Below are 13,584 nucleotides of genomic sequence, written 5' to 3' on the forward strand. Positions count from 1 at the left end.
CCTCGACCGGGCCGCTCCCGCGAAGACGTTGGTCGATCTACCCTCAAAACTCGAGATCAACTTGATGGTAGATCGACCAACGTCTTCGCCAAGCCGGCGCGGCGCGGTCGGGGCGCGCACCGGCGCGGCGCGGTCCGGGGCGCAGCCGGCGCGGCGCGGTCCGGGGCGTGGTCGGGGCGCGGCCGGCGCGGCGCGGTCCGGGGCGTGGTCGGGGCGCGGCCGGCGCGGCGCGGCGCGGTCCGGGGCGTGGTCGGGGCGCGGCCGGCGTGGTCGGGGCGCGGGAAGCCCGGCCGCGTCGGGCCTCCGGCGCGGGCACGAGGCCGGGGTCAGCGGCGGCCAGGTGGGGGCGGGGCGCCCAGCCAGCCCGCCGTTCGCAGCGCCTCCCTGAGCGTCTCGGCCGGGGACGGGGCGTCGCGGCGGTTGTCCACCGCGAGGTGCGGCACCGCCGGGGCGCGGTCCGGCGGGATGGCGGCCAGGAACTCGTCCCAGCGGGCGAGCTTCTGGCCGTCGCGGTGCGAGCCGCGGGCGGTCAGCCGCTCCCGCAGGGTCTCGGGGTCGGAGCGGACCCAGATCAGGCGGACCGGTTCGCCGCCCAGCGCGCCGGCGAACGCCGACCAGCGCGCCGGGTCGGTGATCTGGCCGGTGAACGGGCCCGACAGCAGGACCGGGCAGCCGTGGGCGCGGATCTCCCGGGCGGTCGCCGCCAGGCCGGCGTACTCGTGGACCTTGATATTCCGGTCGTACCACGGGCCCTCGCGCTCGCCCGGCGGCCGGCCCGCGGCGGCGAGGGTGGCCGCCACGAAGTCGCCGTAGACGGTGTCCTTGTCGAGCAGGGCCGGCACCGGCGACAGCATCCCGAGGAGCAGGTCGGCGACGGTCGACTTGCCGGCTCCCGGCGGCCCGGCGACCACCCAGGCGACAGCCGTCATGCGACGAGGAGCTGGTTGGTGGCGAGCTCGCGGTAGAGGGCGCTGGTCTCGGTCAGCTCCTCGTGCCGGCCGGTGGCGACGACCCGGCCGCCGTCCATGACCACGATCTGGTCGGCGTCGACGACCGTCGAGAGGCGGTGCGCGACGACGATCATCGTGCGGTTGCGGGCGACCGTGTCGATCGCCTCGCGGAGGGCGACCTCGTTGCGGGCGTCGAGGTTGGACGTAGGCTCGTCGAGCAGGAGGATCGGCGGGGCCGCCAGCAGGGTGCGGGCGATCGCCAGCCGCTGCCGCTCGCCGCCGGACAGCAGCACGCCGCCCTCGCCGACCTGGGCGTCGAGGCCCTCGGGCGTGCGGGCGACGATGTCGGTGAGGTTCACCGCGTCCAGGACCGCCAGCATCTGCGCCTCGGTGGCGTCGGGGACGGTCAGCCGCAGGTTCTCCCGCAGGGTGCCGGCGAGCACCGGGGCTTCCTGCTCGACGTACCCGAGCATCCCCCGCAGCGTCGTGCGCGGCAGTTCCCGCACGTCCACGCCGGCCACCCGCACGGCGCCGCCGGTGACGTCGTAGAACCGCTCGACGAGCTGCAGCAGCGTCGACTTGCCCGCGCCCGATGGCCCGACGAGGGCGGTGCGGGTGCCGTAGGGCACGGTGAACGTCACGTCGCGCAGCACCACGCCGTCCGGGCCGTAGCCGAAGGTCACGCCGTCGAACGCGACCGCGACCGGGCCCGAGGTGGGTGCCCGGGTGCCGGTGTCGGCCTCCAGGGGCACGGCCAGGACGTCCTCCATCCGCTGCAGCGCACCGAGCCCGGTCTGCAGCTGGGTGTACGCGTGGATGGCCTGGCCGAGCGGCATGACGAGGAAGAAGAGGTACAGCACGAACGCCACGAGATCGCCGACCGTGATCGTCCCGGCCGCCACGCGGGCGCCGCCGACGCCGAGCAGCAGCAGGAACGCGCCCTGGATGGCGGCGACGCTGGCCGGGCCGACGAGCGCCTGCAGCTTCGCGATGCGCACGCCCGCGCGGTACGCCTCGGTGGCGCTCGCGTCGACCGTGGCGAGCTCCCGCTCCTCGGCGTTGCTGGCCCGGATCGTGCGGGCCGCGGTCAGCGCGCGCTCGACGGCGCTGGTCATCTCGCCGATCCTGGCCTGGGCCGCCTCCGAGGCCGGCCGCACCCGGCGGGCGAAGACCAGCGCGATGGTCAGCCCGAGCGCCAGCCCGGCGCCGGCGGTGAGGAACAGCACCGGGTCGAGCAGCACCATCGCGACCGCGGCGCCGACGACCATGACCACGCCGGTGACCGTCTCGAACAGCCCGGCGGTGACCACGGCCCGCAGCAGCGTCGAGTCGGCGCCGACGCGGGACAGCAGGTCGCCGGTGCGCCGCCGGTCGTACTCGCTGATCGGCAGCCGCAGCAGGTGCCGGGTCAGCCGCCGCCGCGCGGTGAGCACGAGGCCCTCGGCCGTGCGCTGGAGCAGGAAGTCGCGCAGCGCGTTGAGCAGCGCGACGCCGGCCAGGACGGCCACGAGGACGGCGACGGTGCCGCCGACCGCCCGCGCGGCCTGCAGCCCGTCGAGCACCTGCCGGGTGAGCAGTGGTTGGGCCAGGGTCGTGACCGACCCGGCGAGGGAGAGGACCCCGACGACCACGAGGGTGCCGCGGTGGTCCCGCAGGTAGGGCAACAACGACCGCAGTCCGACGGCCGCCCGTTCATCCGCCACGGGTCAACGGTAGCCAGGATTCGCTGAGGTACCGCTGAGCAGGACGAGCGACGGGTGACGCAGCACACCGGGGAAGCGGCGCGGGTCGTCCGCGACGGCGACCAGGTCGGCCGGCGCGCCCTCGGTGAGGCCCGGGAAGCCCAGGTAGCGGCGGGCGTCCCAGCTCGCCGCGCCGACCGCCGCCGCGGGCGGGAGGCCGGCCGACACCAGGTGCTCGATCTCGGTGACCACGTCGCCGAAGGCGAGCGAGTCGGTGCCGGCCAGCACGGTCACCCCGGCCTCGTGCGCGGCGACGGTCGCGGTGCGCAGGCTCTCGACCCCGCCGAGGAACCAGTCCTTGCGCGGGCCCTCCGGCTTGGTGCGCACGCCGGCGACGTGCGGGAGGAAGCCCGACCAGGTCGGCGTGACCGCCCCGCCCCGCTCGGCCAGCACGGCGAGGAGGTCGTCGGTGAGGTACCACGCGTGCTCGATCGAGTCGACGCCGGCGAGGACGGCGTTGCGGGTGCCCTCCGCCGTCTGGCAGTGTGCCGCGACCCGGCCGCCGGCCGCGTGGACGGCCGCGCACAGCTCCCGCAGTACACCTGCCGGAACCGCGGGCGTGAACGGCTCCCAGTCGCCGTAGGTCTTGCACCAGCCGTCGTTCGCCCGGGCCTGCGCGACCGCGGCCGCGGTCAGGTCCCCGGGCGTCGACTGCGGCCCGTCGAGGTCGTGCAGGCCGCTCCAGGCGAGCCACTCGCCGGCCGTCACCAGGCGGGGCAGGCGGCGGTCGGCCCGCAGCCCGGCCGGGATCGGGGACCGGTGCCCGGGCACCCGCAGCAGGGTCGTGCCCGCCGCCGCGTAGGCCAGCGCGGCCTCGGTGAACAGGGCCGGGTCGAACGCCATCGTCGCCGGGTCGTGCCCGAGGTGCGCGTGGGCGTCCACCAGGCCGGGCAGCAGGTAGCCGCCGTCCACCACGGTGTCCGCGCCGCCGGCCGGGCGGGCGAACGTCAGCCGGTCGCCCACCACCCAGACGTCGCGGACCTCACCCTCCGGCAGCACGGTGCCACGCAGGTGCAGGCTGGTCACCCGGTCACACTAGACTTGATTGACTCGGATCAGATAAGAGGTGCCGCTTGACCGTCCAGTCCGTCCGCCTGTTCGGCGATCCCGTGCTGCGCACGCCCGCCGATCCCGTCGTGGACTTCGACAAGGAGTTGCGCAAGCTGGTCAAGGACCTGCTCGACACGATGGCCCAGCAGAACGGCACCGGCCTGGCCGCCCCGCAGATCGGGGTGGGCCTGCGGGTGTTCTCGTTCGACGTCGACGACGTGGTCGGGCACCTCATCAACCCGGTCCTGGAGTTCCCCGACGAGGAGGAGCAGGACGGGCCCGAGGGCTGCCTGTCGATCCCCGGGGTGTATGTCGACACCAAGCGGCGGCAGAACGTCATCGCCAAGGGCTTCAACCAGCACGGCGACCCGATCCAGATCGTCGGCACCGGGCTCATGGCCCGCTGCGCGCAGCACGAGACCGACCACCTCGACGGCGTGCTGTTCGTCGACCGGCTCGACGCCGAGCGCCGCAAGCAGGCGATGAAGGAGATCCGCGCGGCCGAGTGGTACAACCCGGACGCCCCGCCCGTCGTCAAGTCCAGCCCGCACGGGCTCTTCGGGATCCGGTGAGGCGCGGATGAGGCTCGTCTTCGCGGGGACGCCGGCGGTCGCGCTGCCCTCCCTCGACGCCATCGCCGCCTCGGGCCACGAGCTCGTCGCGGTCGTCACCCGGCCCGACGCGCCGTCCGGCCGGGGCCGCCAGCTCGTCCCGTCGCCGGTCTCGGCCTGGGCGACCGAGCGTGGCATCCCGGTGCTCACCCCGGCCAGGCCGCGCGAGCCGGAGTTCCTCGACCGGCTCAAGGCCCTCGAGCCCGACTGCGCGCCCGTCGTCGCCTACGGTGCGCTGGTCCCGCGGATCGCCCTCGACGTCCCCCGCCACGGCTGGGTGAACCTGCACTTCTCGCTGCTGCCCGCCTGGCGCGGCGCGGCGCCCGTCCAGCACGCGGTGCTGCACGGTGACGACATGACCGGCGCCAGCGTCTTCCTGCTCGAGGAGGGCCTCGACACCGGCCCCGTCTACGGCACGCTGACCGAGCCGGTCGGGCCGCGCGACACGTCCGGCGACCTGCTCGACCGGCTCGCGGTGTCGGGCGCGGAGCTGCTGGTCCGGGTGCTCGACGGGATCGCCTCGGGAGACCTGTCCGCGGTGCCGCAGCCGCAGGAAGGCATCTCGCTCGCGCCGAAGCTGACCGTCGAGGACGCGCAGGTCCGGTGGGCCGACCCGGCGTTCGCCGTCGACCGGCGGATCCGGGCCTGCACGCCGGCGCCCGGCGCGTGGACGACGTTCCGCGGCGAGCGGCTCAAGCTGGGCCCGGTCACGCCGCTGACCGCCGCGACCGTCATCGGCGGGTCGCCGTCGCCCGCGCCCGGGGAGCTGGTCGTCGAGCGCAACCGGGTGCTCGCCGGCACCGGGACCGTGCCCGTCGTCCTCGGCAGCGTCACCGCGCCGGGGAAGAAGGCGATGCCGGCCGATGCCTGGGCCCGCGGTGCCCGCGTGGAGTCGGGGGAGCGGGCGTCTTGAGATCCGCGCGCCGTGGTCCGGGCGCGCGGCCGGCCGGCGGGCGCGACGACCGCCTCGCCCGCCCGCCCCGCGGTGGGCGGCCCGCGCTCGACCCGGCCCGCGAGGCCGCGTACGAGGCGGTGGCGGCCGTGCACCGCGACGACGCCTACGCCAACCTGGTCCTCCCTCGCATCCTGCGCGAGTCCGGCGTGACCGGCCGCGACGCGGCGTTCGCGACCGAGCTGACGTACGGCACGCTGCGCCAGACCGGCACCCTCGACGCGATCGTCGCGGCCGCCGCCGACCGGCCGATGGAGCGCATCGACCCGCCGGTGCGCGACGCCCTGCGCCTCGGGGCCTACCAGCTGCTGCACCTGCGCGTCGGCGCCCACGCGGCGGTCGCGACCACGGTCGACCTGGTCCGCTCGCTCGTGCCCGGCGCCGCCGGCTTCGCCAACGCCGTGCTGCGCCGGGTCGCCGAGACCGACCGCACGGCCTGGCTGGCCCGGCTCGCCCCGGCCGACCCGGTGGACCGCGCCGCCCTGACCCACGCCCACCCGGCGTGGATCGTGCGCGCCTTCGCCGACGCCCTGGGCTCCCTGGAGGAGGCGGAGCTGGCGCTCGACGCCGACAACCTGGCCCCGCCGGTGCACCTGTGCGCCCACCCGGGTCTCATCGACACCGCCGACCTGGCCGCTTCGCTGCGCGGCGCGTCGGTCGGCCGGTACTCCCCCTATGCGGTCGTCCTGTCCGGCGGCGGCGACCCGGCCGCGATCGCGGCGGTGCGCGACGGCCGCGCCCACGTCCAGGACGAGGGCAGCCAGCTGGTCGCGAACGCCCTGGCGACGGCCCCGCTCGACGGTCGCGACGACACGTGGCTCGACCTCTGCGCGGGCCCCGGCGGCAAGGCGGGCCTGCTCGGCGCGCTGGCCCTGCAGCGGGGCGCGCACGTGACCGCGGTCGAGGTGGCCCACCACCGCGCCGCCCTGGTGGCCTCGGCGACGACGGGCCTGCCGGTGTACACCATCAACGCCGACGGCCGCGACGTGGGCCGCGACCGTGACCTGCCGGCGGGCGGCTTCGACCGGGTCCTGGTCGACGCCCCGTGCACCGGCCTGGGCGCGCTCCGCCGCCGCCCGGAGGCCCGCTGGCGCCGCCAGCCGTCGGACCTGCCGCCGCTGACTCGCCTGCAGCGGGAGCTGCTGCAGGCGGCGTTCCGGGCGGTCCGGCCGGGCGGCCTGGTGGCGTACGTGACCTGCTCCCCTCACCAGGCCGAGACCTCCGTGTCGGTGACCGAGGCGGCGCGGCGCTCGGACGTGGAGGTGGACCTGGTGGATGCGCGGCCGTACCTGCCCGGCTCGCTGCCCGAGGTGGGCACCGGGCCGACGGTGCAGCTGTGGCCGCACCGGCACGGCACGGACGCGATGTTCCTGGCGCTGCTGCGCCGCACCGCCTAGCACACCGCGCCCGCACCGCCGCGCACCGGGCCGCCGCTCCGCGACCGGCCGCGCTCATGATCGATGGAGCGTTCCGGCTGTCATGGCAGCCGGAACGCTCCATCGATCATGAGCGAGGCCACCACCGCCCGGGCCCGCGTCCGCCCATGATCGTGGGAAGCGTCTGGCTGCCGGGGCGGGCCGGAAGCTTCCCTGGATCATGAGCAAGCACCGCGCGGCGGTCAGAGCAGGTCGAGCGGGTCGATCTGGATCTGGACCGGGTCCGGGGCCTTGCGCGCCGACCGCACCCCAGCCGCCGCCCGCAGCGCCAGCCCCAGCGCCCGTCCGGCTGACCGCGGGGTACGGATGAGCATCCGCTCGTGCCCCGGCTCGCGAACCGGCACCGGCCCGAGCACCTCGGCCCCCGCCGGCAGCTGCGCGGCGGCCAGCAGCTCCGCGACCGCCGCCGGCACCCCCGTCACCGCGGCCATCCGGACCGCGGGCGGGAAGCCCAGCTCCCGGCGGTCGGCGAGCTCCCGCGCCGCGAGCCACCCCGGGTCGAACCGCAGCAGGGCCTGCACCACCGCCAGGCCGCCCTCGGCGACGACGACCACCTGGCCGTGCCGGGCCGCCGGGCGGGCCAGCGCGGCCGCGGCCAGCCAGCGGCGCAGCGCCTCCTCGGTGCCGCGCAGGTCGGCCCGGGTCAGCAGGGCCCAGGTGTCGAGGAGGAGCACGGCGCCGTAGCCCTCGGCAGCGACCGGCTCGGCGCCCGGGGTCGCCACCACGAGCGACGCGCCGGCGGGGACCGTCGCCAGGACCTCGTCGCGGCCGGAGGTGCGCACCGGCGTGCCGGGGAAGGCGCGGGCCAGCTCCTCGGCGGTGCGCCGGGCGCCGATCACCGCGGCGCGCAGCCGGCGGCCGCCGCACTCCGGGCAGGCGTGGTTGGCCGCGGGGCGGCCGCACCAGCGGCACAGCGGCGCCTCGGTGGCGGAGGGCAGCGCGAGCGGGCCGGCGCAGTGCACGCAGCGCGACGGGGTGTAGCAGTCGGCGCAGGCGACGACGGGGATGTACCCGCGCCGGGGCACCTGGATGAGGACCGGCGCGTCGCGGGCCAGCGCCTCGCGGGCCGCGCGCCAGGCGATCGACGGCAGCCGGGCGGCGACGGCCTCCGGCTCGCGCGGCTGGTCGTGCTCGCCGGTCGTGATCACGCGGGGCATCGCGCGGCGCAGCCCATCCCGGCCGGCGGTGACCTCGATCGCCCAGTTGGTCTCGACGAGTTGCTGGGCTTCGGCGGTACGGCCGAATCCCCCGACGACCGCGGCACAGCCGGTCTGCTCGGCGCGGGACAGCAGGACCTGCCGGGCGTGCGGGTACGGCGCCCGGGGCTCGGCGTGCAGGTCGTCGCCGTCGTCCCAGATCGCGACGAGCCCGAGGCCGGCCACCGGGGCGAACGCGGCGGCGCGGGTGCCGGCGACGATCCGGGCGCGGCCGCGGGCGGCGGCGAGGAAGCGGCGGTACCGCTCGGCCGGCCCCAGCGCGGCGGAGAGCGCGACGTGGTGCGCCGTCCCGCCGAGCACGCGGGTCAGGGCGCCGTCGACGCGGTCGAGGTCGCGGGCGTCGGGGACGACGAGCAGCGCGCCGCGCCCGCCGGCCAGGCAGGCGGCGGCGGCCTCGGCGAGGCGGGCCGGCCAGTCCTCGCCGGGCAGCGCGGTCCAGACGGCCCGGGGCGCCCGCCCGTCGCCGAGGGCGCGCAGGAAGGCGGCGCCGGCCGGGTAGCGGCCCCAGCCGTCGGGCGCGACGGTCCCGGCCCAGGCGGGCGGGGGATCCGGCACCGGCGCCGCCTCGGTCTTCGCATGCCGCGGGGGTACCGCGAGGCGCAGCACGTCCGACAGCGTCCCCGCGTACCGGTCGGCGATCTCCCGGGCCAGGGCGACGACCTCCGGGGCGGCGGCGACCTCGGGCGACACGACGCGGTCGAGGAAGGCGAGGCGGCCGTCGTGCCCGGAGGCGGCGGTGCGGTCGAGCAGGACGCCGTCGACGAGCTGGCCGGCGAACCGGATCCGGACCCGCACGCCGGGCCGGGCGGCGGCGTCGGCATCGGCCGGGACGAGGTAGTCGAAGGGCCGGTCGAGGTGCGGCAGCGGGGTGTCGACGCAGACCCGGGCGATCGGCAGCTCCGCGGCGGCGGGGCGCTCGGCGGCGGCCTTGCGCGCCTTCCCGGCCCGGGCGGCCCCGCGGGGCGCGACGGCCGATTCGGGAAAGAGCGCGGGCGCTTCCCCGCCGGTCGATTCTATAGACGCCAGTGGATCTATGGGTGCTTCGCGGGCACCCGCGACGGCGGATGTCGCCGGAATGACAACATCGTCCGAAGTCAATACGGTGGCCGGTCGCGGCGCGGCGGGCGAGGGCGCAGACGACGCCGGCCGACCGGTCCACGAACGGGACGGGTCGGCCGGCGGCACGGGCGCGGGGCCGGGGTCAGGCGCCGGCGGCGGACTTGAGCTCCGCCGTGCGGCTGACCTGCTCCCAGGTGAAGCCGGGCAGCTCGCGGCCGAAGTGACCGTAGGCAGCCGTCTGCTGGTAGACCGGCTTGAGCAGGTCCAGGTCGCGGATGATGGCCGCGGGGCGCAGGTCGAAGACCTCGTTGATGGCCTTCTCGATGCGCTCGACCGGGACGACCTCGGTGCCGAACGTCTCGACGAACAGGGAGACCGGGTGGGCCTTGCCGATCGCATACGCCACCTGGACCTCGCAGCGGTCGGCCAGGCCGGCCGCCACCACGTTCTTGGCCACCCAGCGCGTCGCGTAGGCCGCGGAGCGGTCGACCTTCGACGGGTCCTTGCCGGAGAAGGCGCCGCCGCCGTGGCGGGCGTAGCCGCCGTAGGTGTCGACGATGATCTTGCGGCCGGTCAGGCCGGCGTCGCCCATCGGGCCGCCGATCTCGAAGCGGCCGGTCGGGTTGACCAGCAGGCGGTAGCCCTCGGTGTCGAGGCCGAGGCCCTCCAGCTCGGGGGCGATGACGTGCTCGCGCACGTCGGGGGTCAGCAGCGACTCCAGCGAGATGTCGGGCGCGTGCTGGCTGGACACCACGACGGTGTGCAGGCGGACCGGGCGGAGCCCGTCATACTCGATCGTGACCTGCGTCTTGCCGTCGGGGCGCAGGTAGGGGATCGTGCCGTCCTTGCGCACGGCCGAGAGGCGGCGGGCCAGCCGGTGCGCGAGCGCGATCGGCAGCGGCATGAGCTCCGGCGTCTCGTTGCACGCGAAGCCGAACATCATGCCCTGGTCGCCGGCGCCCTGCAGGTCGAGGGCGTCCTCGCCGCTGCCCTCGCGGACCTCCAGCGCCGAGTCGACACCCTGCGCGATGTCGGGCGACTGGGACCCGATGGAGACGCTCACGCCGCACGACGCGCCGTCGAAGCCCTTCTTCGACGAGTCGTAACCGATGCCGAGGATCGTCTCCCGCACGATCTTGGCAATGTCGGCGTACGCACTGGTGGTCACCTCGCCGGCGACGTGGACCTGACCGGTGGTGATCAGCGTTTCGACCGCCACGCGGCTCCGCGCGTCCTGAGCGAGGAGCGCGTCGAGGACACCGTCGCTGATCTGATCGGCGATCTTGTCCGGGTGACCTTCGGTGACCGACTCTGACGTGAACAGGCGGCGGGCCAATGGTGCTCCTCAGGGGTTACGGCGATCGGATTTCGGGCTTCGCCAGAGTGTACGACCCTACGCATGACGACCGGCAAAGGCATCGCGTGAAACAACCCCAGAAACTCACCCTGGGGACCCCAATCCGGCTCAGTGATCAGCGCAAACGGTCCGAAACCAGATCCAAAATCCTATCGGCTAGGTCGTCTTTGGACAGTTCGGGCATTGCGACGCGCGTGCCTTCTGCGGTGAGAATCACGGCCTGGTTGTGCTCCGCGCCGAACGTCTTGCCGACGCCCACCTCGTTCACGACGATGAGGTCGGCCCGCTTCCGCAGCAGTTTCTCCTGGCCGTTGGCCACCGCGCGCTCCAGCTCGGCCGTCTCGGCGGCGAACGCGACGAGCACCTGGCCGGCCGGCTTGGCCGCGCCCAGCTCGGCCGCGATGTCCGGGTTGGTGACCAGCTCCAGCGTGGGTGCGGCGCCGTCCACCTTCTTGATCTTACTCTCGGCGAACACCGCCGGGCGGAAGTCGGCGGGGGCGGCGGCCATGACGACCACGTCGGCCGTCCCGGCCGCGGCCACGGTGGCCTGCCGCAACTGCTCGGTCGTCTCCACGCGCACCACGTCGGCGCCGGCCGGGTCGGGCAGCGCCACGTTGGCGGCGACGAGCGTGACGCGGGCGCCGCGGGCGATCGCGGCCCGGGCGATGGCGTAGCCCTGCTTGCCCGACGAGCGGTTGCCGATGAACCGGACCGGGTCGATCGGCTCGCGGGTGCCGCCGGCGGTGACCACGACGTGCCGTCCGGCCAGGTCGAGGGCCTGCTCGGGGGGTAGCCCGCCGCGGCGCAGGAGGCGGACGGCGGCGGCGAAGATCTCGGGCGGCTCGGGCAGCCGGCCCTTGCCGGTGTCGGCGCCGGTGAGCCGGCCGACGGCGGGCTCCAGGACGACCGCGCCGCGCTCGCGCAGCGTCGCGACGTTGGCCCGGGTCGCCGGGTGCTCCCACATCTCGGTGTGCATCGCGGGCGCGAACAGGACCGGGCAGCGGGCCGTGAGCAGCGTGTTCGTGAGCAGGTCGTCGGCCAGGCCGTGCGCGGCCCGGGCGAGCAGGTCGGCGGTGGCGGGCGCGACGACGACCAGGTCGGCCTCGCGGCCGAGCCGCACGTGGGGCACCTCGTGGGCGCCGGTGAAGACGTCGGTGGCGACCGGCTGGCCGGACAGGGCCGCCCAGGTCGCCTCGCCGACGAAGGTGAGCGCCGCGGCGGTGGGCACGACCCGCACCCGGTGGCCCGACTCGGTCAGCAGGCGGAGCAGCTCACAGGCCTTGTAGGCGGCGATCCCGCCGGCGACGCCGAGCACGACGCGCGGCCGTGCCTCGGCGTGCTGGTCCATCGAGGCCTAGGCCTCGTCGATGCGCTCGGCGGTCAGCAGACCGCCGTTGATCTCCCGCAGGGCGATGGAGAGCGGCTTCTCCTGCGGCGTGGTCTCGACGAGCGGGCCCACGTATTCGAGAAGACCCTCGCCGAGCTGGCTGTAGTAGGCATTGACCTGGCGGGCACGCTTCGCCGCGAAGATCACCAGCGCATACTTCGACGTCGTCTTCTCGAGCAGCTCGTCGATCGGCGGGTTGGTGATCCCCTGCGGGTCTGCCACGGTTCCGGCCACGGAAACAACCTCAACACTTTCGCAATTGACGGCTCACGAACCCAGCAACCTTACCAGAGCGTGACGACCGTCGGCGTGACCCTCGTCGCAGCGTCGCGCGATGACCAGCGCAAGCCAGCCGATCGGGGTGTCGAATGGCCGACACGGAGGGCAACGGCGAAGCGCCCGGGCCGTGGCCCGGGCGCTTCGAGGTCTCACACTGGTCCGGGGGGGACCGGCTGGGCGGTCACTTGCCGCCGGCGAACTCCCCGAGCAGTGCCTTGCGCTGCTGGTCGCCCAGGCCGCGCAGGCGACGGCTTTCGGCGATCTTCAGCTTCTCCATGATCTGCGTTGCCCGGATCTTGCCGATGCCGGGCATCGCCTGGAGCACGGCCGAGACCTTGAGCTTGCCGACGACGTCGTCGGACTCCGCGCGGTCGATCACGGCAGCAAGCGTCGTCTTGCCCTGCTTGAGTTGCTCCTTCAGCTCAGCGCGAGCCTTTCGGATCTCAGCCGCTTTTTCCAAAGCGGCCGCGCGCTGTTCCGGGCTCAGTGACGGGAGCGGCACCAGGTCTCCTCAGGTCCCTTGAAAAAAAGTGTTGATGGTCTAGCGCGGGGAAAACTAGCGGTCAGAAGCCATTTCAGCAACGTCGGAAGACAAGATCGACGGCCCGTGCCGATTCGGTGATCAGGCGGTGACCGCAATTGCGGCGGCGCAGACGTCCCTCGCGCGGTCCGCCGCGGCCCGCAGCGCGGCCACGTCCGGGCCCGCCGAAAGCACCTCGCGGGACCACGACGGGAGGACGTCGCCGAGGGCGTCGCCGAAGACGGCCCGCAGATCCTCGGCCCGCCCGCCCTGGGCGCCGAGCCCGGGCGCGAGGATCGGTCCATTGAGGTTGGTCAGATCGTGACCGGTCGGCCCGATCGTCGCACCGATCACCACGCCGACGTCGCCGAGCGGCTTCGCACCCTGGTTGACCTGGGAAATCTCATCGATCACGGCCTGCGCGACGGTCTTGCCGCCGGCCCCGACGGCCCGCTGGACGGCCGCGCCCTCCGGGTTCGAGGTGAGGGCGAGCACGAACGCGCCGAGGCCGTTCTGCTGGGCTTTCTCCACGATCGGGCGCAGTGCGCCGAAGCCGAGGTACGGGCTGATCGTGATCGCGTCGGCGCACAGCGGAGCGGCCGGGTCGAGGTAGGCGTCGGCGTACGCGGCGGCCGTGGAACCGATGTCACCCCGCTTGACGTCGAGAAGCACAAGAGTTCCGGCCGAGCGCAACTGTCGGATAGTTGACTCCAGAACCGCTATGCCCCTGGAGCCGAAACGCTCATAAAAGGCAGACTGGGGCTTCATCACCGCGACCCGCTCGGCCAGCGCCTCCCCCACCGTCTGACTGAACGCTTCCAGGCCCTTGACATCGTCGGAGAGGCCCCAGGAGGCGAGGAGGGAGGGGTGGGGGTCGATCCCCACGCACAGCGGCCCCAGGGCGTCCATGGCGGCCCGCAGCCGGGCTCCGAACGGAACGGTCACGTGCGACTCCAGAGATCGGCCGCGGCCGGACCGCGGCGGGACGGGAGAGGGGAAACGGCCCGGCGGCGACCGCGGCGGG

The 13,584-nt window shown here is 75.0% G+C and carries 12 protein-coding genes; 3 read left to right on the forward strand and 9 right to left on the reverse strand.

The window, feature by feature from the left end:
- Positions 1-326 precede the first annotated feature (326 nt).
- From IEZ31_RS28990 to IEZ31_RS29000, 3 genes are read right to left on the reverse strand one after another with little or no spacing between them, the layout of a single operon-like run.
- Positions 327-929: a P-loop nucleotide/nucleoside kinase family protein gene (locus tag IEZ31_RS28990; RefSeq protein ID WP_190253170.1), complete on the reverse strand. Its 603-nt coding sequence runs from the start codon at positions 927-929 to the stop codon at positions 327-329.
- Complete coding sequence (locus IEZ31_RS28995) at positions 926-2,653, reverse strand: ABC transporter ATP-binding protein (RefSeq protein ID WP_229835945.1); 1,728 nt, start codon at positions 2,651-2,653, stop codon at positions 926-928. The genes IEZ31_RS28990 and IEZ31_RS28995 overlap by 4 nt, the downstream gene beginning before the upstream one ends.
- A 3-nt stretch (positions 2,654-2,656) precedes the next feature.
- Positions 2,657-3,718: an amidohydrolase family protein gene (locus IEZ31_RS29000; RefSeq protein ID WP_190253171.1), complete on the reverse strand. Its 1,062-nt coding sequence runs from the start codon at positions 3,716-3,718 to the stop codon at positions 2,657-2,659.
- A gap of 47 nt (positions 3,719-3,765) precedes the next feature.
- Between IEZ31_RS29000 and def the strand changes: the two genes are divergently transcribed.
- The 3 genes from def to IEZ31_RS29015 are packed head-to-tail and all read left to right on the forward strand — an operon-like array spanning position 3,766 to position 6,702.
- Positions 3,766-4,314, forward strand: a complete 549-nt coding sequence (gene def / locus IEZ31_RS29005; protein ID WP_190253172.1) for a peptide deformylase — start codon at positions 3,766-3,768, stop codon at positions 4,312-4,314.
- 7 nt (positions 4,315-4,321) lie between these two features.
- Positions 4,322-5,266 carry a methionyl-tRNA formyltransferase gene (fmt, locus tag IEZ31_RS29010; RefSeq protein WP_190253173.1) on the forward strand — a complete coding sequence of 315 codons (945 nt, stop codon included), beginning with the start codon at positions 4,322-4,324 and terminating at the stop codon, positions 5,264-5,266.
- Positions 5,263-6,702: an RsmB/NOP family class I SAM-dependent RNA methyltransferase gene (locus IEZ31_RS29015; protein ID WP_229835946.1), complete on the forward strand. Its 1,440-nt coding sequence runs from the start codon at positions 5,263-5,265 to the stop codon at positions 6,700-6,702. The genes fmt and IEZ31_RS29015 overlap by 4 nt, the downstream gene beginning before the upstream one ends.
- 221 nt (positions 6,703-6,923) lie before the next feature.
- Here the strand turns inward: IEZ31_RS29015 and IEZ31_RS29020 are convergent, their stop codons facing one another.
- The 6 genes from IEZ31_RS29020 to pyrF form a co-directional block, all read right to left on the reverse strand.
- Positions 6,924-8,849 (reverse strand): primosomal protein N', encoded by a 1,926-nt coding sequence (locus IEZ31_RS29020; protein ID WP_229835950.1) that lies wholly within the window; start codon positions 8,847-8,849, stop codon positions 6,924-6,926.
- Positions 8,850-9,159: 310 nt separating this feature from the next.
- Positions 9,160-10,353 (reverse strand): methionine adenosyltransferase, encoded by a 1,194-nt coding sequence (gene metK, locus IEZ31_RS29025; RefSeq protein WP_190253174.1) that lies wholly within the window; start codon positions 10,351-10,353, stop codon positions 9,160-9,162.
- A 136-nt stretch (positions 10,354-10,489) separates the two neighbouring features.
- On the reverse strand, positions 10,490-11,722 hold the full coding sequence (gene coaBC, locus IEZ31_RS29030; RefSeq protein WP_190253175.1) for a bifunctional phosphopantothenoylcysteine decarboxylase/phosphopantothenate--cysteine ligase CoaBC: 1,233 nt from the start codon (positions 11,720-11,722) through the stop codon (positions 10,490-10,492).
- 6 nt (positions 11,723-11,728) lie between these two features.
- Positions 11,729-11,995 carry a DNA-directed RNA polymerase subunit omega gene (rpoZ, locus tag IEZ31_RS29035; RefSeq protein WP_190253176.1) on the reverse strand — a complete coding sequence of 89 codons (267 nt, stop codon included), beginning with the start codon at positions 11,993-11,995 and terminating at the stop codon, positions 11,729-11,731.
- Positions 11,996-12,221: 226 nt separating this feature from the next.
- Positions 12,222-12,542: an integration host factor, actinobacterial type gene (mihF, locus tag IEZ31_RS29040; protein WP_190253177.1), complete on the reverse strand. Its 321-nt coding sequence runs from the start codon at positions 12,540-12,542 to the stop codon at positions 12,222-12,224.
- Between the two features lie 120 nt (positions 12,543-12,662).
- A complete protein-coding gene (gene pyrF / locus IEZ31_RS29045; RefSeq protein WP_268241696.1) occupies positions 12,663-13,505 on the reverse strand; it encodes an orotidine-5'-phosphate decarboxylase in 843 nt (280 codons plus the stop codon).
- Positions 13,506-13,584 lie beyond the last annotated feature (79 nt).

This window comes from Dactylosporangium sucinum (assembly GCF_014647515.1).
In the GTDB taxonomy this organism is placed as follows: domain Bacteria; phylum Actinomycetota; class Actinomycetes; order Mycobacteriales; family Micromonosporaceae; genus Dactylosporangium; species Dactylosporangium sucinum.

What these genes read in the sequence shown, in the direction of transcription:
- IEZ31_RS28990 (WP_190253170.1), bottom strand. Translation starts at nt 929, where the DNA reads ATGACGGCTGTCGCCTGGGTGGTCGCCGGGCCGCCGGGAGCCGGCAAG.
- fmt (WP_190253173.1), top strand. Translation starts at nt 4,322, where the DNA reads ATGAGGCTCGTCTTCGCGGGGACGCCGGCGGTCGCGCTGCCCTCCCTC.
- coaBC (WP_190253175.1), bottom strand. Translation starts at nt 11,722, where the DNA reads ATGGACCAGCACGCCGAGGCACGGCCGCGCGTCGTGCTCGGCGTCGCC.